17 protein-coding genes and 1 tRNA gene are annotated in these 23663 nt (G+C 67.8%); 8 read left to right on the forward strand and 10 right to left on the reverse strand.

What is annotated here, in order from left to right; genetic code table 11:
* Positions 1–6: 6 nt before the first annotated feature.
* Positions 7–1323, reverse strand: a complete 1317-nt coding sequence (locus OIM94_RS14855) for a cystathionine gamma-synthase family protein (protein ID WP_264607469.1) — start codon at positions 1321–1323, stop codon at positions 7–9.
* 256 nt (positions 1324–1579) lie between these two features.
* Between OIM94_RS14855 and katG the strand changes: the two genes are divergently transcribed.
* Positions 1580–3787, forward strand: coding sequence for a catalase/peroxidase HPI (gene katG / locus OIM94_RS14860; RefSeq protein WP_264607470.1), 2208 nt, complete (start codon positions 1580–1582; stop codon positions 3785–3787).
* Between the two features lie 58 nt (positions 3788–3845).
* On the opposite strand, the gene OIM94_RS14865 is transcribed toward katG, so the two are convergent.
* Positions 3846–4988 carry a DUF2171 domain-containing protein gene (locus tag OIM94_RS14865; RefSeq protein ID WP_264607471.1) on the reverse strand — a complete coding sequence of 381 codons (1143 nt, stop codon included), beginning with the start codon at positions 4986–4988 and terminating at the stop codon, positions 3846–3848.
* 219 nt (positions 4989–5207) lie between these two features.
* Between OIM94_RS14865 and OIM94_RS14870 the strand changes: the two genes are divergently transcribed.
* A tRNA-Ala gene (locus tag OIM94_RS14870) sits at positions 5208–5283 on the forward strand.
* Between the two features lie 31 nt (positions 5284–5314).
* On the opposite strand, the gene OIM94_RS14875 is transcribed toward OIM94_RS14870, so the two are convergent.
* The 3 genes from OIM94_RS14875 to OIM94_RS14885 all read right to left on the reverse strand — a co-directional run bounded on the left by OIM94_RS14875 (position 5315) and on the right by OIM94_RS14885 (position 8890).
* Complete coding sequence (locus OIM94_RS14875; RefSeq protein WP_264607472.1) at positions 5315–6658, reverse strand: ATP-binding protein; 1344 nt, start codon at positions 6656–6658, stop codon at positions 5315–5317.
* A gap of 3 nt (positions 6659–6661) precedes the next feature.
* Positions 6662–7366: a response regulator transcription factor gene (locus OIM94_RS14880; RefSeq protein ID WP_264607473.1), complete on the reverse strand. Its 705-nt coding sequence runs from the start codon at positions 7364–7366 to the stop codon at positions 6662–6664.
* Positions 7367–7450: 84 nt separating this feature from the next.
* Positions 7451–8890 carry a S41 family peptidase gene (locus OIM94_RS14885; protein ID WP_264607474.1) on the reverse strand — a complete coding sequence of 480 codons (1440 nt, stop codon included), beginning with the start codon at positions 8888–8890 and terminating at the stop codon, positions 7451–7453.
* Between the two features lie 335 nt (positions 8891–9225).
* Between OIM94_RS14885 and OIM94_RS14890 the strand changes: the two genes are divergently transcribed.
* A complete protein-coding gene (locus OIM94_RS14890) occupies positions 9226–12210 on the forward strand; it encodes a TonB-dependent receptor (RefSeq protein ID WP_264607475.1) in 2985 nt (994 codons plus the stop codon).
* A gap of 232 nt (positions 12211–12442) precedes the next feature.
* Here the strand turns inward: OIM94_RS14890 and OIM94_RS14895 are convergent, their stop codons facing one another.
* Positions 12443–14122: a carboxylesterase/lipase family protein gene (locus tag OIM94_RS14895; RefSeq protein ID WP_319801127.1), complete on the reverse strand. Its 1680-nt coding sequence runs from the start codon at positions 14120–14122 to the stop codon at positions 12443–12445.
* A 161-nt stretch (positions 14123–14283) separates the two neighbouring features.
* Positions 14284–15228, reverse strand: coding sequence for an NAD-dependent epimerase/dehydratase family protein (locus tag OIM94_RS14900; protein WP_264607476.1), 945 nt, complete (start codon positions 15226–15228; stop codon positions 14284–14286).
* A 91-nt stretch (positions 15229–15319) separates the two neighbouring features.
* On the opposite strand from OIM94_RS14900, the gene OIM94_RS14905 reads away from it, so the two are divergent.
* Complete coding sequence (locus OIM94_RS14905) at positions 15320–16222, forward strand: LysR family transcriptional regulator (protein WP_264607477.1); 903 nt, start codon at positions 15320–15322, stop codon at positions 16220–16222.
* A gap of 12 nt (positions 16223–16234) precedes the next feature.
* Here the strand turns inward: OIM94_RS14905 and OIM94_RS14910 are convergent, their stop codons facing one another.
* Entirely contained in the window at positions 16235–17140 is a 906-nt protein-coding gene (locus OIM94_RS14910) for a LysR family transcriptional regulator (protein ID WP_264607478.1), read from the reverse strand.
* Between the two features lie 86 nt (positions 17141–17226).
* Here OIM94_RS14910 and OIM94_RS14915 point away from each other — a divergent pair, with 86 nt between their 5' ends.
* Both OIM94_RS14915 and OIM94_RS14920 read left to right on the forward strand, forming a co-directional pair.
* Positions 17227–18261 carry an aldo/keto reductase gene (locus OIM94_RS14915; protein WP_264607479.1) on the forward strand — a complete coding sequence of 345 codons (1035 nt, stop codon included), beginning with the start codon at positions 17227–17229 and terminating at the stop codon, positions 18259–18261.
* On the forward strand, positions 18258–19442 hold the full coding sequence (locus tag OIM94_RS14920) for an MFS transporter (protein ID WP_264607480.1): 1185 nt from the start codon (positions 18258–18260) through the stop codon (positions 19440–19442). The genes OIM94_RS14915 and OIM94_RS14920 overlap by 4 nt, the downstream gene beginning before the upstream one ends.
* Positions 19443–19455: 13 nt before the next feature.
* Here the strand turns inward: OIM94_RS14920 and OIM94_RS14925 are convergent, their stop codons facing one another.
* Positions 19456–20142 carry an anti-sigma factor family protein gene (locus OIM94_RS14925; protein ID WP_264607481.1) on the reverse strand — a complete coding sequence of 229 codons (687 nt, stop codon included), beginning with the start codon at positions 20140–20142 and terminating at the stop codon, positions 19456–19458.
* Positions 20139–20666 carry a sigma-70 family RNA polymerase sigma factor gene (locus tag OIM94_RS14930; protein ID WP_264607482.1) on the reverse strand — a complete coding sequence of 176 codons (528 nt, stop codon included), beginning with the start codon at positions 20664–20666 and terminating at the stop codon, positions 20139–20141. The genes OIM94_RS14925 and OIM94_RS14930 overlap by 4 nt, the downstream gene beginning before the upstream one ends.
* A gap of 45 nt (positions 20667–20711) precedes the next feature.
* On the opposite strand from OIM94_RS14930, the gene OIM94_RS14935 reads away from it, so the two are divergent.
* Together OIM94_RS14935 and OIM94_RS14940 are read left to right on the forward strand one after the other, a co-directional pair.
* Positions 20712–21947, forward strand: coding sequence for a S8 family serine peptidase (locus OIM94_RS14935; RefSeq protein WP_264607483.1), 1236 nt, complete (start codon positions 20712–20714; stop codon positions 21945–21947).
* 109 nt (positions 21948–22056) lie between these two features.
* Entirely contained in the window at positions 22057–22938 is an 882-nt protein-coding gene (locus tag OIM94_RS14940; RefSeq protein WP_264607484.1) for a hypothetical protein, read from the forward strand.
* The last annotated feature ends 725 nt before the right edge of the window (positions 22939–23663 follow it).

A 23663-nucleotide genomic window follows, 5' to 3' on the forward strand; every position in this document is an offset into this window, starting at 1 on the left:
CTACGATCACACGGCCTTCAGCGCATGCTCGAAGTCGGCGATCAGGTCGTCGGCATCCTCGACGCCGATAGAAATGCGGACGAGATTGTCGGTGATCGCCAGTGCCTGCTTGCGCGCTTCCGGCACGGACAGGTGCGTCATCCCTGCGGGGTGCGAGGCGAGCGTCTCGGTGCCGCCCAGGCTTACCGCCAGCTTGGCGATCTTGAGCGCATCGAGAAAGGCGAACGCCTCCTTCTCGCCGCCCTTCAGATAGAGCGAGAAAGTCGAGCCCGCGCCGGTGCAGTGGCGGCGATAGATGTCGGCCTGGCGCTTGTCCTCGCCGCGCTCGAGGAAGCCGAGATAGCCGACCTTCTCCACCTTGGGATGGCTCGCCAGGAATTCGCAGACCTTGGCGGCATTCTCGCCGGCGCGGCTCATCCGCAGCTCCAGCGTCTCCAGCGAGCGGAGCAGCATCCAGGCGGTGTTGGGATCGCAGATCGTGCCGATCGTGTTGCGCATCAGCCGAATGGTGTTGATGTGCGCCTTGGTGCCCAGCACGCCGCCCGCCACCAGGTCCGAATGGCCGCCGGCATATTTGGTCAGCGAGTAGACGACGATGTCGGCGCCCTGCTTGAGCGGCTGCGCCCAGAGCGGGCCGAGGAAGGTGTTGTCGATCGCGATCGGCGGCTTGTTCTCGCCCGTGAAGATCGCGTCGCGGCTGGCGGCGACCGCCTCGACATCGACCAGCGCGTTGGTCGGGTTGGCAGGGCTTTCCAGATAGATCAGCGCGACATTGCCGGTCGCCGCCTTGGTCAGCACCGCGTCGATTTCCTCGCGGGTGGCGCCGGCCGGGAAGTCGAGCCACTGGACGCCGAAGCGGCCGAGGATGCGCGAGATCAGCGTTTCGGTCGCTGCATAGAGCGGGCCCGAATGGACGATCGTGTCGCCGGGCTTGACCATCGACAGGAACAGCGTCGCGATCGCCGACATGCCCGAGGAGAAGGCGAGCGCGTCCTCGGCCTCTTCCCAGATGGCGAGCCGGTCTTCGAGGATCTCCTGGTTCGGGCCGTTGAAGCGCGAATAGACCAGGCCCTCGGCCCCGCCCGGGCGCTTGCCGGTCACGCCCTCGAAGTGCCGCTTGCCCGCGGCCGCATTGGGGAAGACGAAGGTGGAGGTGAGGAAGATCGGCGGCTTCAGCGCGCCTTCCGAGAGCATCGGGTCATAGCCATGGCCCATCATCATCGTCGCCGGCTTGAGCTTGCGATCGCCGATCTTCTCGACATCGCCCTCGGGGCGGGCGCGGGGGGTGCCGCCGGTCAGATCGGCTTCGGTGGCGTCGGTCATACAGGCTCTCCGCTGTGCATTCTGTGATTGGTTGGTTGCGAGTGTAACCAGTTCGAGCATGCAAACCAGCCAAGTCCGTAACCGCCATGACGCAACATCATTTCGTTTGCGCGACGTGGTGGCGCCCTATCCGTTCGGATATACTGACATTCGCGGCAAGATCGATCAGTGTGCGCGGACTAATTCATTTCATCGATCGCTCTGGCCGTGCGAGGCTTTGCGCAGACCAATAGCCCGAACCCTAGGAGGTGCCCGAATGAACGCCGAATCCAAGTGCCCGATGCATGGTGGCAAGATGGAGGGCAACGCCGTCCTGTTCGACATGACGAACCGGACCTGGTGGCCCAACCAGCTTGACCTCACCGTGCTCCACCAGAACCCGCCCGCCGGTGATCCGATGGGTGCCGCGTTCGATTACGCCGCCGAGTTTCAGAAGCTCGATCTGGCAGCGGTGAAGGCCGACATCTTTGCACTGATGACCGACTCGCAGGACTGGTGGCCCGCCGATTTCGGCCATTACGGCCCGCTGTTCATCCGCATGGCCTGGCACAGCGCCGGCACCTATCGCATCGGCGACGGCCGCGGTGGCGCAGGCTCGGGTACGCAGCGGTTCGCTCCGCTCAACTCCTGGCCCGACAATGCCAATCTCGACAAGGCCCGCATGCTGCTGTGGCCGATCAAGCAGAAATATGGCCGTTCGCTCTCTTGGGCGGATCTGATGATCCTTACCGGCAATTGCGCGCTCGAATCGATGGGCTTCAAGACTGCCGGCTTCGGCGGCGGCCGCGCCGACGTGTGGGAGCCGGAGCGCGACATCAACTGGGGCCCGGAACGCGAATGGCTCCAGACCAGCGAGAAGCCGGGTGGCCGCTATTCGGGCGAGCGCAACCTCGCCAACCCGCTGGCCGCGGTGCAGATGGGCCTCATCTACGTGAATCCGGAAGGCCCGGACGGCAATCCCGATCCGCTGCTCGCCGCGCATGACATCCGCGAGACCTTTGCGCGCATGGCGATGAACGACGAGGAGACCGTCGCGCTGATCGCCGGTGGCCATACCTTCGGCAAGACGCACGGCGCGGCCGACCCGAGCCAGTATATCGGCCCGGAGCCGGAAGGTGCCGGTATCGAGATGCAGGCGCTCGGCTGGGCCAACAGCTTCGGCAAGGGCAATGCGGGGGACACGATCACCAGCGGCCTCGAAGTCACCTGGACCGAGACCCCGACCGAGTGGGGCATGGGCTTCTTCAAGAACCTGTTCGAGTACGAGTATGCGCTCACCACGAGCCCGGCCGGCGCGCACCAGTGGGTGGCGAAGGACGCGGACGCGGTCATCCCAGACGCGCACGACCCGTCGAAGAAGCACCGCCCGACGATGCTGACCACCGATCTCGCGCTGCGCTTCGATCCTGCCTATGGGCCGATATCGCGGCGCTTCTATGAGAACCCGGATCAGTTCGCCCATGCCTTTGCCGAGGCCTGGTACAAGCTGACCCACCGCGACAGCGGTCCCCATGCCACGCTGCTCGGGCCCGAAGTGCCCGCCGAGCCCCGCCTCTGGCAGGACCCGGTGCCCGCGGTGGACCACGCGCTGGTCGACGACGCCGATATCGCAGTGCTCAAGGCCGAGATCCTCGGCTCGGGGCTGTCGATCGCGCGACTGGTGAAGACGGCCTGGGCCTCGGCCAGCACCTATCGCGGCACGGACAAGCGCGGCGGCGCCAATGGCGCGCGCATCCGCCTGGCGCCGCAGAAGGACTGGGCGGTGAACGAACCGGCAGAACTGGCCAAGGCGCTGGCAGTGCTGGAAGGCATCCAGACGACGTTCAACACGAACCAGGCCGGCGGCAAGAAGGTATCGCTCGCCGACCTGATCGTGCTCGGCGGCACGGCAGCGGTGGAAGCCGCGGCGAAGAAGGCGGGGCATGATCTGCAGCTGCCGTTCGTACCGGGCCGTACCGACGCGAGCCAGGAGCAGACCGACGCGCACAGCTTCGAGGCGCTCGAGCCAAAGGTCGACGGCTTCCGCAACTATGCCGGCGAAACGATGGGCTGGTCCGAAGAGGAACTGCTGGTCGATCGCGCCGCGCTGCTGACGCTCACCGCGCCGGAAATGACCCTGCTGGTCGGCGGCCTGCGCGTGCTCGGCGCCAACCATGGCGACGCCAAGCACGGCGTGTTTACCGAAACCCCGGAAACGCTCACCAACGACTTCTTCCGCAACCTGCTGACCACCAGCTTCACGGCGAAGTGGGAGGCGCAAGGGGATGGCAGCTTCGTCGCGAAGGATCGCAAGACCGGCGAGGCCATGTGGACCGGCACGCGGGTCGACCTGATCTTCGGCTCCAACTCGCAGCTGCGTGCGCTCGCGGAGGCCTATGCCACTGACGATGCGGAAGCCGCCTTTGTCGCGGCATTCGGCAAGGCCTGGACCAAGGTGATGAACGCGGACCGCGTCGACCTTTGATCCAAGGAAAAGGGGCCGCCCGGCACGCCGGACGGCCCCTTCATCACTTCACCGGACCTTAGTAGGTGCCCTTGAAGCTCGAGTTCAGGTTGCCGGTCGTGCTCCAGTCCTGCGACCGGTCGCCGGTGCTGGTCTGATCGACGGTGGTCGCCGTGGACTTGGTCTTGTCCTCGCCGAACATCGCGCCCGACTGTTCTTCGTCGCGCCAATGGTTCTTGGCTTCGTCGGCGGTCTTGCGCAGATGGACCTTTTCGTCGACCGTCTGGATCCAGCGCGACGGGATCGAGTGGTGGCGACCCTCGGCATCCGCGTCGTTCTTGGTCAGGATGATGCGATCCCCGCGCACCTTGTCGACGGTACCGACATGGCTGCCATCCGACCCCAGCACTTCCATATGCTCGGTTACGCGGCGAAGCGCATCGCGCTGGCCGGTCCGTTCGGTGCGGAACGTCTCGAACTCGCTGTGGAACCGCTGGGCATTCTCGCGTCGATATTCGTCATAGTCGCGATCGAATTCCTGCAGCCGGCTGCGGCGCCATTCGCCATAATGGTTGTCGGCACTGCCTTCGCGCTGGGCCTGCTGCTCGTCATAGCGCTGGTCCTGGCGGCGGCGGCGCTCCGCTTCCTCATCGCCGAACCACGAGCGGACCTCGTCGCCCGCGCGATCGAAGAAGCCGCGGTCCCGGTCATACCCGCGCAGGTCCTCCCCGCTGCGGCCACGATCCCGATCCTGGCCATAGCGGCCCTGTTCAGGCCGGCCATAGCTGCGGGAAGACGAATCGCGGCTGCCCCAGTCGCGGCTGCCCATCCGCCCCTCGTCGCGCGCGCCATAGTCGCGGTCGCGATCCTGGCCCGAATAGCCGCCATAATTGCTGTAGCTCCGCGAGCCATAGTCGCTCCAGTCGCGGTCGCCTTCGTTCGAGCCGCCGCGCTCCTCACGACGCGGGCCATAGCCCTGCGCGCCGTAGCTGGAGCGATCCTGATCGCGCCAGTCCGCGCGGCTGCGGGTTCCGTCGTCGCGCTGGCTGCGATCCCGTCCGCCACCAAGCTGGCCGGATGCGGCATAGTCGCGCGCGCTGCTGTGCGTGTAGTCGCGGCCGGAGCCATAGTCCCGGGTATAGTCGCCGGGGCTGCCGGTGTCCTGATAGCCAGTGGGGCCATACTGGCCGTAGGGGCCATAGCGATTGTTGCGGTCGTCCATCTGATCTCTCCTGCTGAGATTCGGCGGCTGCGGCATGCTTGCCGTCACGCGGCGTTCAAGCGAGCGGAGGGGCGGATGGGTTCCGTGAATTTAACTTGTGTGCCAGCTGCTTCGCCGCACGGTGGGGGAAACGATGCGGAAGATGCGACAAGCCGGTTGCATCGTCCGTTCTCGCTCGCTAAGGGGAGCGCCTCCTGGGGCCACCCAGGATCCGGCGGCGGGGCTGTAGCTCAGATGGGAGAGCGCTGCAATCGCACTGCAGAGGTCAGGGGTTCGATTCCCCTCAGCTCCACCAGCCGCCTCTTTCTCCCTCCCATCCTCTGAATTCAGCCCACGAGCGGCAGCCGCAAGGCTACTTGCAGGCCGGGATCCGCATCGCCCAGCGTGAGCGTGCCGCGATGCAGCCGCGCGATCGCCACCGCCATCGGCAGGCCGAGCCCATGGCCCGGGCTGGTCCGGCTCGCATCCAGCCGGCCGAAGCGGCGGAGCGCATGCGCGCGCTCGGACGGGGGGATGCCGCGGCCGGTATCGGCGACCACCAGCAGTGCCGCATCGCCGTCCTGCCGGACCGAAAGCCGCACCGCCGTACCCGGTGGCGTATGGGTGAGCGTGTTCTCGATCAGGTTGACGACCAGCTGGGTAAGCAGCCGCGGATCGCCTTCCACCCATAGCGGCGTCGGCATGTCGGCGGCGAACGTCCTGCCGCTTTCGGTGACGAGCAGCTGCAGCCCTTCGCCGACATCGGCGGCGAGTGCCGCAAGGTCGAGCCTCTTGAATCCCGCCCGGCGATCGCCACCCTCGATCTCGGAAATGCGCAGGATCGCGGCGAAGATCGCCAGGATCTCCTCGCTTTCGGCGACCGCCGCGGCAAGTTCGCCGCGCACCGGTGCGGCTGCCGGCGCGTCGGCCAGCGCTGCCAGCCGGCCATGCAGCCGGGCGAGCGGCGTGCGCAGATCATGGGCGATGTCGTTCGAAATGCTGTGCATGCCCGTCATCAGGTCGCCGATGCGATCGAGCATGCGATTGAAGGTGAGCGCGAGACCGCCGAACACGCTGCTCGGGCGATCCACCGGCACCCGTGCGCGCAGGTCGCCGTCGATGATCGCTTCCGCCGTGCCGCCGATGGCGGCAATGTTGATGCGGATCGCGCGGATCAGCGCAAAGGTGCCGAGCAGCAGCAGCGCGACCACCGCGCCGAAGCCGACGACGAGGATATGGACCCGCCCAAGATCATGCTGGTCGATCGGCTCGCTTTCCGCGACCAGCGCCAGCGTTTCGCCGCCGGAGAGGCGCACCACCCAGGCACGCCCACGGCTGAGCCCCGGGATCGCTGCCTCGCGCTTGACCGTCGATGCCCCGATCGGCAGCGGCCGGGCAGGGGCGATGTTGCCCGCAAGCGTGTGTCCCTGCGCATCGCGCAGCAGGAAGCCGATATCGGCGCTTTCGCGCTCGCTCGTCTCGCGGGCGATGCGGCGCACGATTTCGGGTACGCGGGCATCGTCCTGCAGCAGCTCGCGCATCTCGCCCTGCAGGCGCAGATCCACCTGCCGGTCGATCGCCGAGAGCAGCGCCAGATAGATGCCCAGGCCGGCGAGCGCGGTAACCGCCGACAGGCCCAGCGCAAAGCCGATCGCGATGCGCCCCAGCGATCGGATGCGCCGCTGCTCCATCGCTCAGGCGCGGAACATGTAGCCGACGCCCCGCACCGTCACGATCGGATCGGGCAGGCCGGGCATGTCCAGTCGCTGGCGCAGCTTCAGGATATGCACGTCGACGATGTTGGTGCTCGGCACGAAATCATATCCCCAGACGCGCTCGATCAGCATCTTGCGGGAAAGCACGCTGCCTGCCTCGCGCACCAGCTCGGCGAGCAGCTTGAGCTCGGTCTTCTGCAGCTCGATCGGCTTGCCGGCGCGGGTGACGCGGTGGCGCACGACGCTCACCGTCACGTCGCCGGCGGTGAGGGCGGCATTGTCGGTGGCGGGCGCGGCGCGCCGGCGCAGCACCGCACGAATGCGGGCGTTGAGTTCGTCGATCTCGAAGGGTTTGACGATATAGTCGTCGGCGCCCGCATCGAGCCCCTCGACCCGCTCGTTGGTCAGGCCCAGCGCGGTGAGCAGGATCACCGGCGTCTCGATCCCCTCGGACCGCATCCGGCGCAGCACCTCCACCCCCTCGATGACCGGCAGCATGCGATCGAGCAACACGACGTCGAACCGCGCCTCGGCGAGCGCTGCAAGGGCCGCGCGCCCGTCGCCCACCGCGGTAACCTCGTAGCCGAGGCCGCCCAGCTGCTGCACGAGCAGCGCATTCAGCTGGACATCGTCTTCCACGACTAGGGCGTGCAGGGCGGGCGAAGCATCAGGCGAAGCGGGCATGCAGGCATCCTAGCGCGCAATGGCTGTCGCTAACCTTACGGCGGATGCCGGCGCCTCCGCTGCCAGACGACGAGCGCATCGGGATCAGAACAGGCCCGGCACCTCGCGCTGCGCCGTGCTCGGCCGATCCGGCGACAGCAGCGCGCGCGGTGCGGCAGCGACGCCGATGCCGCTGATCGCGCTGCAGCTGCGCCCCGCAACGAAGTCCAGCGCGGCCTTCACCGAAGCCTCCCGCACATCGCCCAGCGGACGCGAGGTATCGTCGGCAGCGGTGCAGCTGGCTTCCACCGTGCTGGCCAGACCGTTGAAATAGGAACCCTGCCGGTTGGCGTTCTGCGTCGCGAAGGCGATCACGCGCAGCCGGTCGTCGCACTCGCTGCGGTCGATCGCTACCTGGCCCACCGGCTTGCCATAGGTATTGGTGCCGATCAGTCCCAGATTGGTGCGGAAATAGGGGAGCATGCCGTTGATCACCAACTCGCTCGCCGAGGCGGTGGCGCGGGTGCCGATGAAGGCGATGCGCGTCGGCGCCACCGACTCGGCCTGGGGCGCGAAATAGGTGGTCGAGTTGTTGGCCGACTTTTCCGGCCGGAAGGTGGTAAAGCTGAACACGTCGCTGCGTGCGCGGGCACCGCCCAGCAGGTTGCCGAACAGCTCGGCGATCGAGACGAGACCGCCGCCATTGTAGCGCAGATCCACGATCACCTTGTCGATTCCCTGCGCCTTGAAGCTGGCGAAGGCGGCGCGCAGTGCCGGGTCCGCGGTGCTGATGAAGGTCCGCAGGTTCACATAGCCGACGCGCCCGCCACCATTGGGATCGGTGAGGATCTGCGTGCCGTAGCGGTCGGAAACGGGCAGCAGGCTGTAGTCGGTCTTGGTGAGCGTGACCGTGCGTACCGTGCTGACCGGCCCGTCGACATTGCGGACCCGCAGCACGCGCGTGGTGCCGACCGTACTCGGTCCCAGCGCCTCGGTGATGCCGGCGGCGCCCTGTGCGGAATAGAGGGTGGATACGTCGCGCAGATCGCTGTTGCTGGTGCCGATCGCCAGAATCTGGGTGCCGCGATCGATGCCCGCCTGCAGCGCGCTGCCGCCCTCGAAGCTTTCCATCACCGTCACGCCGTTGCCGTCATTCGACAGGCGGAAGCCGAAGCCGGCGCTGGAGCCGCTGGTATAGTAGGCGTTCTCCTCCGCGATCGAGGTGAGATAGGTGAAGTAGCGGTCCCGCCCCTGGCCGCGCGCGGTGGCGGTCAGTGCATCGAGATAGGTGTCGACGCTGGTATAGCCGGCGGGGTCGAGGTTCGACGGCAGCGTTTCGGGAAACAGATACCATTCGCGCAGCGTCGACAGCACCCAGTCCTGTCGCGCCCGCAGGCTGCAGCCGCTGGCGGTGGGCGTCGGCGCGGGGCTGGCGGTGCCGGGCTGGCTGACCGTGCCCGATCCGCCGCCGCTGCCGCCCCCGCCACAGCCGGCCAGCAACGCCGCCAGCACGACCGCCGAAATCCCCGAACGCACGAAACCCATGCTCGTTCCCCAAATTTTGCAACGCCAGTCTACTGCTTGCGACGCGTCCTTGCCATAGGCGCCGGGCATCGCGTTTCCGCCGCCGTCACACAAGTGCAACCGATCGCCACACCGCGCAAACGCCGTGTGAGGATCGCAACGCAGACAGGGGCGGTCGCACGGATCCGGGGCTGGCCATCTCGGCCGACCGGGCCGTGTGCCGTGCAGGAACGACAATGCTGCCCCACGGGGCTTCGGACATGCAGCGCCTGCACGCCGCAGTATCGGACACAGCCGATGTGCCGAAGGAGGGGACCTACGTGATCGACACCATGTTACATTCCGTACACCGCCGCATGCGCACCGCATCGCTTCGTGCCGGCGCTTCGCTGGCAACGCTGTCAGTATGCGCGGCGCCGGGGCTGGCCCGTGCGCAGACGGTGCCCGCGCCCGGGGACGGCGCCGTTCAGGCGGGCACCGCCACCAGTGACGGGCAGACCGGCGACGCCCAGATCATCGTCACCGGCATTCGCGCTTCGCTGCAGGGCGCGCGCGATCGCAAGCGCTCCGCCGAGCAGGTGATCGATTCGATCACCGCGCAGGACATCGGCGCGCTGCCCGATCGGTCGGTTTCGGAGGCACTGCAGCGCGTGCCCGGCGTGACCCTCCAGCGCACCAACCAGAACCGGGATCCGGCGCGGCTTTCGGCGGAAGGCGGCGGCGTGTTCATCCGCGGGCTTTCCTGGGTGCGATCGGAGCTGAACGGCCGCGATGTCTTCTCCGCCAGCAACGGCCGCGGCCTTTCGTTCGAGGACGTTTCGGCCGATCTGCTTTCCGGCGTCGACGTGTACAAGAATCCCTCGGCGGACCTCGTCGAGGGCGGGGTCGGCGGCAGCATCAACCTGCGCACCCGCAAGCCGTTCGATGCAAAGGGCTATGTGTTCGCGGCGTCGGGCGACGCCAACTATGCCGATCTGCGCAAGAACACCTATTATTCGGGCAATGCGCTGGCCAGCGGCCGCTGGCAGACGCCGCTGGGCGAGGTGGGCCTGCTGGTCAGCTATTTGCTGAGCAATGTCGGCAACCGCACCAACAGCGTTCAGACCGACAAATATTCGGCGCGCACCCTTTCCGCGGCGCAGGACGGGCTCAGCGCTGGCAGCACCGTCTATGTTCCCGGCACGATCGGTGTGCGTCAGGTCGACTGGCAGCAGAAGCGGACCGCGTTCGATTCCTCGCTCCAGTGGCGCCCAAGCGATACGCTGGAATTCACCTTCGAGGTGCTTGCCGCCAAGGCAACGCCGAAGGACATCGAACATGCCGTCGGCGACAACGACACGCTGCCCACCGACGATGCCAGCTACACCTTCGGGGCCAACAACGCACTGACCTCGGGCACGCTGACCAACCGCCGGCTCAACTTCGACACCCGCTACGGCACGGCGGAAAACCAGACGCAGGACTATTCGGGCAAGGTGCGCTGGACGCCGAACGAGCACTGGTCGTTCAGCGCCGATCTGCAATATGTCCACTCCACCGCCAAATCGGAGAGCCTGACGGTCTATACCGAGACCAGTACCCCGGCGACGATCGCGTTCGACCTCAGCGGCGATGTGCCGAAGCTCAGCATCGCGTCCAGCAACGGCGCCTCGCTTTCCGACAAGAGCGCCTATTGGTGGTATGCCGCGATGGACCATATCGAGGACAACGAGGCGCACCAATGGGCGGGCAAGGCCGACGGGGAATACAGCTTCACCGACAGCGATTTCCTCAAGTCCTTCCGGTTCGGCGGCCGCATCACCGATCGCACCGCGATCACGCGGCAGACCGGCTGGAACTGGAGCCTGTTGTCGGCGGCCTATTGGGGCGGCGGCACGCCGGTCGCGCTCACCGCCACCGGCTATACCGGCGGCGTGCAGAATGCGGGCCTGCCCAGCCAGTCGACGCTGTTCAACTACAGCAACTTCTTTTCCGGCAACGTCTCCACCGGCTCGGGCTTCTGGTTCCCGTCGGCGTCGCTCGTCTCGAACGGTCGCGCCAACGCCTATAGCTATCTCAAGAGCACCGAGTCCGCGGGCTGGGGCTGGGCGCCGATCAGCGACGATTATGCACAGGCAAAGCCCGGCAGCGACAACGTCACTGGCGGCGTCAACGACCAGACCGAGCGCACCTTCGCCGGCTATGGCCTGCTGCGCTTCGGCATGGACCAGAGCGCGATCGGCCAGTTCGACGGCAATGTCGGCGTGCGCGTCGTGCGGACGGAGACCGGCGCGTCGGGTGCGGCGATGACGGTGGCCTCGATCACCAGCGGCACCTGCACCGTCGGCGTGGGCGGGGCGACCGCGGACGATTGCGCGCTGTTCGCCAAGGCGGTCGCCTTCTCGCAGGGAAGCACCACACAGGCGGGGGAAAGCTCGAGCGGCAGCTATACCGACGTGCTGCCCAGCCTGAACCTGCGCTTCTTCCTGAAGGAGGGGCTGCAGCTTCGCCTCGCCGCGGCCAAGGCGATCGTGCGCCCCACCTTCGCGCAGCTCAACCCCTTCACCACGCTCAGCTTCTCGTTCGATTCGAACGGCAAGGCGAACGGGGTGGGGCTGAACGGCCAGACCACGGCGTTCACCGGCACGGCGGGCAACCCCAATCTCAAGCCGACGCGCTCCAATCAATTCGATGCGAGTCTCGAATGGTATTTCGGCCGTGCCAACAGCCTGACGCTGGCCGCCTTCTACAAGGACATCTCCGACTATATCTTCGCCGGCGTCACCCAGCGCAGCTACACCAGCGGCGGGCAGACGATCACCTTCGACGTGACCCAGCAGATGAACGGCGCACACGGCACCATCAAGGGGTTCGAGCTGGGCTATACCCAGTTCTTCGACCGGCTGCCCGGCGCGCTGGGCGGGCTGGGGCTGACCGGCAATTACACCTTCGTGGATTCGAGCGGCGGCAAGAACACGGCCGTCAACGTGTTCGACGCCAACCAGACCAGCAACGCCACCAAGCCGCTGCCGCTGGAGGGGCTCTCGCGCTATTCGTACAATGTCGCGGTGGTATACGAGAAATACGGGATCTCGGCGCGCGCCGCCTATAACTGGCGCTCGACCTACCTCCTGACCACCTCGGCGGCCAATCTGAACTACCCGGTATGGTCCGAAGGCTATGGGCAGCTCGACGGGTCGATCCTCTATTCGCTCACCCGGCATGTGAAGATCGGCGTGCAGGGCACCAACCTGCTCAAGGCCAAGACCTATCTCGATGTCGGCGACGCCGATCTGAAACCGCGCTACAGCTGGACGAGCACCGATCGCCGGATCGCCTTCCTGCTGCGCACGAGCTTCTGATCGACACGCGCGGGGCCGGTTGAGGCGCCGGCCCGCGCCATCCTCTTGGTGCCCAACGCGGGGCCGAGCCCGCCGAACTCCTCGCGCTCAGGCCGGGTACGCAGGATCGGCAGGCAGTGTCCAACACAGCACATTTCGATTGAGCATGTCGGTCGCATCGGCCCCCAGGTTCACGCAGCAGGCGCGGTCCATGCCGCCGCCTGCTGCGTGAACGGGCCTTTGGCGCCGTAGCTCAGCTCGGCTTGGCGGGTATCGCAGCCAGATCCGCATCGATCGCCTTGAGCTTGGCATCGGTAAGCAATGCCGGAAAATAGCCCTGGATGCCGACCAGCGTCTGCCCGCGTGCCATGTCGATCTGCGGGTTCCTGACCATCTCCGGCAGATGCTTGGCGAGGACCGCGCGTGCTGCGGGGTCGTCGAGCATCGTACCCAGCGGGGTGGTCAGGCTGTTGTATTTGCCCGACGCCAATGCGGCCTTGGTGCGGGCGTGCAGATCGTCGATTTCCGCGCCCCACGGGTCACGTGCCGCGACTGCCTTTCCGTCCGGGGTGAAGTCGAGGATCTCGTCGCCCGATGCCGTGAAGCGCGGCCAGGCCGGCAGGCCCGCGCCGTTGGGATCGCCCTTCTTGGCGAAGTTGGCGAGATAGGCGCTGATCGTCTTGCCGACCTGGACGTCCTTGGCCGTCGTGGCTGCGCCATATTTGATGCGGGCATTGTCGAAGAAGAACGGGATGTCGGTCGCGTGTCCCGCACCCGGCTGTCCGACCGAGTCCGCGACATAGGAGAAGCGATACTCCCAGACCGGCACCTTCTGCGCGGCGACCATCGCGCTCGCCTCCCGCGCGCCGGCGATCATGAAGCCGGACTTGCCGCCCATGTCGGCGCTGGTCGCGCCGATCAGCATCGGCACCTTGGCGAAATCGCCGCTGAGATAGGCTTTTTCCTGATCGATCAGCAGCTTGCCGTCTAGGATCGGCCCGCCATAGGTGCGCGGGCCCGGCTTGGGCTGGAACAGCTCCACCATGCTGAGGCCGTCGGTCACCTGTTCGGCACTGAGTGCGCGGAGCTTGGCGAGCGCATCGGGTGCCATAGGGTCGATATTGTGCGCGCGCGCCAGGTTTTCGCCGATCGCCTCCGCGTCCTTCAGCGTCGCGTTCTTGGCAGTCTGGGCGTTGCCGCCGGACATCACGATCGCCTTGCTGAACAGTCCGCGCGACAAGGGCGAGGTGACCAGAGTGTGCACCGACATGCCGCCGGCGCTCTCGCCGATGATCGTCACGTTCGACGGGTCGCCGCCGAACGCCGCGACGTTCTGCTGCACCCATTTGAGCGCTGCGATCTGGTCCATGAAATGATAGTTGCCGAGCAGCCCGCCGTCTGGATTCTCGCGGCTGAGCTGGGGCAGGGCGAAGCTGCCGAAGCGCCCGACCCGATAGTTGAAGCTGACGAACAGCACCCCCTGCTTGGCCATGCTGGCACCGGAATAGGTGGGTGGGGAAGCGCCTCCGTTCACGAAGCCGCCGCCATAGATCCACACCATCACCGGCAGCTTGGCAGCGGCGGGCGCCGTCGCCGGCTTCCACAGGTTGAGATACAGGCAGTCCTCGGCCGGCGTCGTGCCAAGGGGCGCGGCGTCGCTTGGGAAGGGTTTCTGCATGCAGTCGTGGCTGTACTGGGTGGCCGGGCGCACGCCCTGCCAGCTTGCCGCGGGTTGCGGCGCACGCCAGCGCAAGGGGCCAACGGGGGGCGCCGCGAAGGGGATGCCCTTCCAACTGGCGACGCCGTCCTCCACCGCGCCCTGCACCTTGCCCGCGCCGGTCGCGACGACCGGACCGCTCGTCTGCGCCGGTGCCGCGGCGGGGATCGCGCACGCCGCGACCCCGCAGGCCAGCGCCGTCATCCATGCCTTCATGCTCGCATCTCCCGTTGTACGTCTTGTGCTCAGAAGCGTTTGGTAATCTCGAAGTTGAACATCCGCCCAGATATATTTGCGTTCGAGAGAGCATGGGCACCGGACCTGCTTCCGGAAGGGGCCAAGACCATCGGCGGCGTCGCCGCGCCCCAGCCGCGCCGTCACACGCATCGCAGATCGGTCAGCGTGGCCCGCACCGCTTCCAAGAGCGGCGTCCGCGGCTCGCCGCCCAGCGTCGCGACGAGTCGGTCGTTGGTCATGCGGACCGGCTGCCGCCACAGATAGCGCATCTCCATCATCTCGCGCGGCGTGGTCGCTATCAGCGCGGCGAGGCGAAGCTGCCACCAGGGCAGCGGACGAACGGGTACGGCGGGATCCCCGAGCACACGGGCGATGGCCTGCACCATCTGGCGCCCATCATGGTCCCAGTGCCCTTCCATGTGGAACGAAGCGAAGGCGGGCAGATCCGCGCGCTCCAGCAGCCGGGCCATGGTTTCGGCGACGTCGGGCAGGTAGGCCCATTGATGGCCGACGCCGCGCGTGCCCGGATTGCGGATCACCTTCGGACGTCCCCCGGGGGTCACGAGGCCCTGTCCGAACCAGTTGTTGGCAGCACCGGGGCCGAAAAAGTCGCCCGCCCGCACGATGAGCGCGGTGCACTTGCCTTGATCCGCTGCGGTGCGGAGCCGCTGCTCCATCGCCACGCGGATCAGGCCCTTGCGCGTCCTCGGCATCTGCGGCGCGTCCTCGGCGATGTCCGGGAACACGTTTGGACCGTAATTGTAGACGGTCCCCGGCAGGAGGATGCGGGCGCCGGTGGCGGACGCGGCACGGATCGTGTTGTCGAGCATCGGCAGGACCAGGCGATCCCAGTCGCGATAGCCCGGCGGGTTGACGGCATGGACGAGGACCGAGGCGCCCTCGGCAGCGGATGCGGCCGCAGCAGCATCCATCGCATCCCCCACCACCGCTTCGCATCCGTCGGGCAGGTCGACACTGGCACGGCGGGTCAGTGCCCGGACCGTCCAACCGCCCGCGATCATGCGACGCATCACGGCACCGCCCACGCCACCCGTCGCACCCAGAACCAACGCTGTCTTCTTCATCGTTCGCCTCCTTGTCTGTCTGGAGGCAAGATGAAGCGGATGTAGATAAACGAGAATTGCCGAATGGCTTGTATCTGCTATACGGAAATAGATGAGCAGAGAGCCTAGTTGGGATGTCTATCGCAGCTTTGCCGCGGTGCTGCAGCAGGGCTCGCTCTCCGCTGCATCGCGCGCGCTCGGCCTGACCCAGCCCAGCATCGCGCGGCATATCGACGCGCTGGAGCAGGCGATCGGTGGCACGTTGTTCGTCCGTTCGCAGCGGGGCCTCTCCGCCACCGACCGTGCCTTGGCGCTGCGCCCGCACGCCGAGGCCCTGGTCGCCGCCGCGGAAGCGCTCCGCCGGTCGGCCGAAGGCGCACCGGGGATGCCGGAGGGCACGGTGCGCATTACCGCCAGCCAGGCAGTGGGAACGCACCATCTGCCGGCGATCGTGACGGATCTGCGGCGCGCCCAGCCCGGGCTGCACTTCGAGCTGGCGTTGACCGACGATCTGGACGACCTGCTGCAGCGTCAGGCGGACATTGCGATACGGATGGCGCAGCCCGAGCAGAAATCGCTGGTGGCGAAGCGCGTCGGTGCGGTCCGCCTCGGCTTCCACGCGCATCACAGCTATCTCGAGCGACGCGGCGTACCCCATCGGCTGGAGGATCTGGCCGGACACGACCTGATCGGCTTCGACACCGAGACACCGTTCACCCGCGCGGGCATGCGCCATTTGCCGGGGATCGACCGCTCGATGTTCGCCCTGCGCGTCGACGGCGCGGCCGCCCAGTTCGAAGCCATCCGCGCGGGATTCGGCATCGGCATTTGCCAGACCGCCGTAGCGCGGCGCGAGACGGATCTTTGCCGCGTGCTGGCAGACGCATTCGATCTGCCCCTGCCGATATGGATCGTGATGCACGAGGACCTGCGCAACGGCAGCCGCTACCGGTTGACGTTCGACGCGCTCGTGGCGGCGTTCACCGGTATCACACACGCCGCGCAGGGTGGCTGACGCGCTAGGCCTCTAGCGGAGGTTGGCGGCCAGGAAGTCCACGAACACCCGCACGCGCGCCGGTACATTGGGACCGCCGACGAAGACCGCGTGTATCTGCTCGACGTCGCCGGGATTGAACGCCTCGAGGAGCGGTACGAGAGATCCCTCCGCGATCTCCTCCGCCACGCTGAAGGCGCCGACCCGCGCAATGCCGACCCCGATCGCTGCGAGTTGCCCCAGCGTCTCGCCGTTATTGGCCTCGAACCCGCCGCGGACCGATAGCGCGAAGTCGTGACCATCGCGGCGGAACGGCCAGACGGGTTCGGAGCGACGGAAGCTGAAGTTCAGGCAGTTATGGGCGAACAGGTCCTCGGGCACCCGGGGTGTGCCGTGGCGTGCCAGATAGTCGGGCGCAGCGACGATCACGCGCCGGGTCTCGCCGAGCTTGCGGGCGGTCAGCGAGCTGTCCGGCAAGGGGCCGAACCGCACCGCGACATCGGCCTGCCCGGCGGCGATGTCGACCAGCGTGTCGGTCAAGGCGATGTCGATCAGGATGTCCGGATAGAGCGCGGCGAACGTGCCGAGCAGCGGCACCACGCACAGCCGCCCGTGCGACAGCGCTGCGCTGACCCGCAGCCGCCCGCGCGGACTGCCCTGATCGGCAATCTGCTGTTCCGCATCGTCGAGATCGGCAAGGATCCGCCGCGCCGCCTGCAGATAGGCGCGACCCTCCGCGGTGAGCGAGAGCGCACGGGTTGAGCGCAGCAACAGCCGCACGCCCAGCCGCGCCTCGATCCGGTCGACCGCGCGCGCCACTGCCGATGGGCTCATGCCCAACAGCCGTCCCGCCGCCGAGAAGCTGCCCTGCTCGATCACCGCGGCGAACAGCGCCAGCGCATGCGCCCGGTCGCTGCCTCCACTCAGCTTTGCGTCCATCGCAAAAATCCTTCGCGTCCGCTCCTGCTACACCGCACTTGTCGCGCTGTCCATCTTTGCCCCGAACAAGCAACAGGATGGTAATCATGGAATATCGGCAATTGGGACGATCGGGTCTGCGCGTGCCCGCGCTCAGCTTCGGCGCAGGCACGTTCGGCGGCCGGGGGCCGCTGTTCAGCGCATGGGGGCAGAGCGATGCGACCGAGGCACGCCGGCTGATCGACATCTGCCTCGATGCCGGGGTGACGCTGTTCGATACCGCCGACGTCTATTCGGGCGGCGCCTCGGAGGAAATCCTGGGTCAGGCGATCCGCGGCCGCCGCGACGCGGTGCTCGTCTCGACCAAGACGGGCCTGCCGTTGGGCGACGGCCCGCAGGACTGGGGCGCCTCGCGCGCGCGGCTCATCCGCGCCGTCGAGGATGCGCTGCGCCGGCTGGGCACCGACCATATCGACCTGCTCCAGCTCCACGCCTTCGATGCCTCGACGCCTACCGAAGAGGTGATGGGCACCTTCGACCTGCTGATCGCGGCGGGCAAGGTCCGCTATGCCGGCGTGTCCAACTATCCCGGCTGGCAGGTGATGAAGGCGCAGGCGGTGGCGGAGCGCCATGGCTGGCCGCGGCTCGTCGCCCACCAGGTCTATTACTCGCTGATCGGCCGCGCCTACGAGGCGGACCTGATGCCGCTCGCCGCCGACCAGGGCGTGGGCGCGCTGGTATGGAGCCCGCTCGGCTGGGGCCGGCTGACCGGGAAGATCGGCCGCGATCGCCCGATCCCCGAAGGCAGCCGCCTGCATGCGACCGAGCAGTTCGCGCCGCCGGTCGAGGTCGAGCATCTCTACCGCGTCGTCGATGCCCTGGAAGCGGTTGCCGAAGAGACCGGCAAGACCGTACCCCAGGTCGCGATCAACTGGCTGCTGCAGCGCCCCACCGTCTCCTCGGTGATCATCGGCGCGCGCAACGAGGCGCAGCTTCGCCAGAATCTCGGCGCCGTCGGCTGGGTGCTCAGCGCGGAGCAGATCGCCACGCTCGATCGCGCCAGCGAGATCCTGCCGCCCTATCCGCACACCCCCTATCGCCAGCAGGAAGGCTTTGCCCGCCTGGCCCCGAGGCTCGCATGACCGAGGCGCAGCGGAAGAACCAGCTCGGCCTGCTGGCGCTCGCGGTGGGCGCCTTCGGCATCGGAGTCACCGAATTCGCGCCGATGGGGCTGTTGCCCGTCATCGCCCGCGATCTGCAAGTCTCCATCCCCGCGGCGGGGCTGCTGATCAGCGCCTATGCGCTGGGCGTCATGATCGGCGCGCCGCTGATGACGTTGACCACCGGCCGGGTGCCAAGGCGGACGCTGCTGATCGGGCTGGCGGGCATCTTCACCGCCGGCAACCTGCTTGCGGCGGTGTCCGACAGCTATGCGATGCTGCTCGTCGCGCGGGTGCTCACCTCGTTCAACCACGGTGCCTTTTTCGGCGTGGGCTCGGTCGTCGCGGCGGGGCTGGTGGCCCCCGAGCGTCGGGCCAGTGCGGTCGCCTCGATGTTCATGGGGCTGACCATCGCCAATGTTGTGGGCGTGCCGCTCGCCACCTGGGCCGGCGAGCATCTTGGATGGCGCGCATCCTTCTGGGGCATTGCCGGCCTCGGCGTGCTGACGATGGCCGCCCTGCGCCTGACCCTGCCTGCGCTCGCTGCACCCGAGAGCGGCAACGTGTTCGCAGAGCTCCGGGTGCTCACCCGCAAGCAGGTGCTGGGTGCGCTGGCGCTGACCGTGGTCGGATCGAGCGCGATGTTCACCGTGTTCACCTACATCACGCCGATCCTGCGCGAGGCGACGCACGCATCGCTGGGCTTCATCACCGCGATGTTGATGCTCTATGGCCTGGGGCTGACGGCGGGCAACTGGCTGGGCGGCCGGTTCGCCGATCGCTCGGTCGACCGCACCCTGCTGATCACCCTGGCAAGTCTGTCCGCCATCCTGATCGCCTTCGCCCTGCTGATGCCGCAGGCAGGCCCGAGCGCGGTGCTGATTTTCCTCTGGGGTGTCGCAAGCTTTGCGCTGGTACCGCCGTTGCAGGTGCGGGTGATGACCGCCGCAGCGGACGCGCCCAACCTCGCCTCCGCGGTCAATATCGGCGCGTTCAACCTGGGCAATGCGTTCGGTGCGGCGCTGGGCGGCGGCGTGATCGCCGCGGGGCTTGGCTATTCCGCCGTGGCACTGGCCGGAGCCGCGACGTCGCTGTTGGGGCTGGTGGCGCTATGGGCCACCAGCGGCGGCAAGGCGCACGCCCAACCCGCGTGGAACGGCTGAACGCCCGCTCGCGCTATTTCCATCCGGCAGCGCGGGCCCTTGTCTCGGCCGCGGCATCGAGCGGGTCACCCGCCATCAGTTCCTGTGCCGCGGCCATCAGCGAGGGATCCGCCGAGCCCGCCTGCGCATAGCTGCTCGACGATGCGTGGCTGCCGCCCATCATCTGCCGCAGCGCCCAGCCATTCGGCTCGCGACACGCAATGCCATCGGCGGGCTGCGACCGGAACACGCGGCAATAGCGGCCCTGGCGATCGCGGAAGCTCACGACCATCTGCACCGTGCCGCCATTGGCGGCAAGCTGCTGGTCGAGCGCGCCGGCCAAGGGGCCGGCGGCATAGAGCTGCCCGCCGCGGGTCTGCACCAAGCCCTGCTCCGGCAGGCCCTTGCCCACGAAGAGGCCGAGCACCAGCGCCGCCGCGACCGCCCCGCTCCACGGCGCCCATGCCGGGATGCGAACGGGACGGCGCCGCGTCGGCAGGTCGACGACGCTCGCCCGGATCAGGGCCGCGAGCGGATCGGGCACCGGCTCCTCCGCCACGGCGGCGAAATGGCCGTCGAGCCTGACCCGCAATGCGCGATGGCGCGCGACCTCCTTGCCGAGCGCCGGATCGGCCGCGATTGCCCGTTCGACGCGCTTCGCCTCGATGGGGCCCAGCTCGCCATCGGCATAGGCCATCAGCAATTCGGGATCGATGCTCACAAGGGTTCTCCCAACCGCGCCATCAACGCCTGCCGTCCGCGCACCAGTCGCGAGGTGAGGGTGCCCATCGGCACGTCGAGCACCGCCGCTGCTTCCTTGTAGGCCAGCCCCTCGACCAGCACGAGCGCTACCGCCTCGCGCTGCTCATCGGGGAGCGCATGCAGCGCCGCATCGACCTCGCCGAGCGCAATCCGCGCCTCGGCACCGCCGTCCACGCCGATATCGGCCCCGGCATCGGCATCGACGAACGTTTGCCCGGCGCGCTGCCGGTGACGGGCCATGTCGATCCAGCTGTTGCGCATGATCCGATACATCCAGCTATCCAATCGCGTGCCCGGCTGCCAGGACGCCTTGCCCAGCAACGCCTTTTCCACTGCCACCTGGCACAGATCGTCGGCATCGGCGGGGTTTCGAGCGAGCGCACGCGCGAACCGCCGCAAACGCGGCAGCAACGCGAGCAGATCGTCCTCAAAAGCCGCCAACCGCCGGGTTCCTTGTTCGTGGATGAAACGCCTGGCCTGCATCGTTTCATCCACAGCTTCGAAATCTTGTGCAAGGATAATGGGACGATGCGACGGTTATGGCACTCGATCGGGCTCGTTCCGCTCTTCGCGGCCTCGCCTGCGCTTGCCCAGCTGATACCGTCCGTTCCGAACCTGCCCACGTCGCTGGCTCCCGGTCAACTGCTCGGCCGTGTCGACGAGGCGTTGGAGAATGGCGCCGGTCGCGTTGCGCAGCGGCTGGAGGCGATACGGCGCGACGCAGCGGCCAGGCTGGTACGCGCCTACCCCGATCGCATCGTGCTGGATCCGGACGGTAATCTCGCCCGCGCAGGGGAGGTCGTGGTCGACGATCCGGACGCGGCACTGCTCGCGGCGATGCACGCCAAGGGCTATGCCGTGCTCGCTCGGGAAGACGTGCTCGGGGTCCGCTATACCCGCCTCGCCGTGCCGCGGGGCCGCACGCTTGGCCAGGCGATCCGCGAACTGCGGAAGCTGGGGGCCGGCAACGTCACTGCGGACCAGCTCCATGCAACGAGCGGCAACGTGCCGGCCAGTCCCGCGCCCGCCGCAGCGGGAAGCGGCACGGTGGTGGGCGTCATCGATGGCGCTGTTCCGGGCGCGACGCTCCGCGCAGGCTTCGCCAGCGGTGCGCCGCGCGACAGCGACCATGCCACCGCCGTCGCCTCGCTAATCAGCGGCGCGGGCATCGTGCGTGGCGGTCTGCCCGGCGCGCGGATCGCCTCGGCCGATGTCTATGGGACGGATCCGGCCGGTGGAAACGCCACTGCGATCGCCCGCGCGATCGGCTGGATGGTGGACAACCGGGTGAGCGTGGTGACGATCAGCCTGACGGGGCCTGCCAATCCGGTGCTGGGCAAGGTGATCGCGGCCGCGCAGGCGCGCGGCACCGCGATCGTCGCCGCGGTGGGCAACAACGGGCCGGCGGCGCCGCCCGCCTATCCGGCATCCTATCCGGGCGTCGTCGCCGTCACCGGGGTGGATGCGCGGGGCCGGGTGCTGATCGAGGCCGGGCGGGCAGGCCATCTCGACTATGCCGCGCCCGGTGCCGACATGCTGGCGATGGCGGCCGGCGGGCGGACGATGCGGGTACGCGGCACCTCCTTTGCAGCGCCGCTGGTCGCGGCCACGCTCGCGCGCTTCTATCCGGCGGCAAGCGCAGGCCAGCTCCAGGCGGCGATTGCGAAGGTGGACGCTGTCGCGCGCGACGCCGGCGCGCGCGGCCCGGACCCGGTATTCGGTCGCGGAATCGTCTGCGAGGCGTGCCGCACGCCTGCCCGATAGGCCGATCCCGCAGAGGAAACCCGCTGCGAAAAAATCTTCTGCACCGTGGGATTAAACCGAAGACGGGCCCCGTTCTCTCCATGTCAGTAGTCTTTATGGGAGAATGGACATGATCAAGATCCTTGGTGCCAGCGCACTTCTCGCGATCGCCGTCGCAACCCCCGCCTCGGCGCAGATCCTCGGCGGCAGCGGGGGGCTCGGCGGGAACCTGGGCGGCACCCTCGGCGGCCTTGGCGGCCAGATGGGCGGTCCCGGCATGCTCGGCAGCACCATCGACCGCTCCCCGCGCGACTTGCCGATCGTCGGCGACGCCACCGGCAGCCTGCGCGGCTCGACCCGGAGCGAGCGCAGCGTCGACACCCGCAAGGGGCACGTCAAGGCGTCCAACGAGAGCAGCCTGGACTCGGCGGTCGCGAACAGTGCCCGCGTCGGCGATCGCGCGCTCGGCGGCAGCGCGTCGGGAAGCGCCAGCGGCAGCGGCAGCGCCGATGCGCAGCTGATCGGCACCGATGCGGTGCGCGGCGCGGCGAGCAAGGCGGTGAACGGCACTCGCAGCACCGCCGGCGCGGCGGCGACGGGCGTGCGCGAGACGGCGGGCGGTGCGGTCGGCCGGGCGCGGACGGGTACGGAAACGACGCTCAGCCGAGTCCGCAATGCGGCGCCCAACCCGAGCGACGCGGCCGCCGGGGCGGCGCATGCCGCCAACGGTGCCATCGCGGTGGGCACGGGCACCTTGGCGCTTGCCGGCTCCGCGGCGGCGCGCGGCACCGGTGCCTTCCCGGTCTCGCCCGGAATGACCGTCACGGATGCAAAGGGCCGGCTGATCGGGACGGTACAGTCGGTGCGAAGCTCCGGCACCGGTGCGGTTCAGCAGGTGCTCGTCCGCGTCAAGGACAAGACCGCCACCCTGCCGGCGGCCAACTTCACGGGTTCGGGCGAGGCACTGGTGTCCGCCATGGGCCGCGGCGAGGTGCGCAAGTCCGCGGACTGATCCGCTCGCTGACGGAGAACGACCGGGCGGCGCAGCGAAACCCTCGCTGCGCCGCTTTCTGCCACCGCGGTCCGGATCACCGGCAGCACTCGTCCGGTGCCCTTCGCCCATCCTGCGGACCGACGGAGCGCTCGGACGGGTGCGATCAGGCTGCGATAGGGTGGAACCGGGCGTTTCGCAGATCTTCTTGCCGTCTCAGCGCGCCTTCGTGACGCATTTCCCATAAAGGGTCATCACGCGAACCGTCAGGAAATAGCGGCTTCGCATGGGTCGCGAGGATGTGACCACATATGGGAGCGAGCTTCACCTCTTATGGGCGAAGCGACATGGACGGTACTGAATGTCTGCTAATCCCGCACACTAAGGGTCTGGCCGCGCTACGAGACGCGCACGGTAATACACATTCGGCCGGGCACGCTAACGCACCACATCCGTGCGGGGAAAAACGATTACGGACTTCGAAGGGTAACAAGACCAAAAAAATGACCGGTCCGTGAGGACCGGTCTTACGATATAACGGCATCGGGCTGCTGCTGCTATTTCCCTGCTAGTGCCTCATCGGCGGCGTGAATATCCGAGGATAAATCTATTGTCCCAGACGCCTGGCGAGACCTGCCTGGTCCTGACCGTCGGTCCCTGCGGCCGCTCGTCCCCGCTCACCGCAGACGACGTTATCACACGCGGTCGGGGCCGCTTCATCTGATCGCGATCTCGATATTCGAGAC

It is taken from the genome of Sphingomonas sp. R1, assembly GCF_025960285.1.
In the GTDB taxonomy this organism is placed as follows: domain Bacteria; phylum Pseudomonadota; class Alphaproteobacteria; order Sphingomonadales; family Sphingomonadaceae; genus Sphingomonas.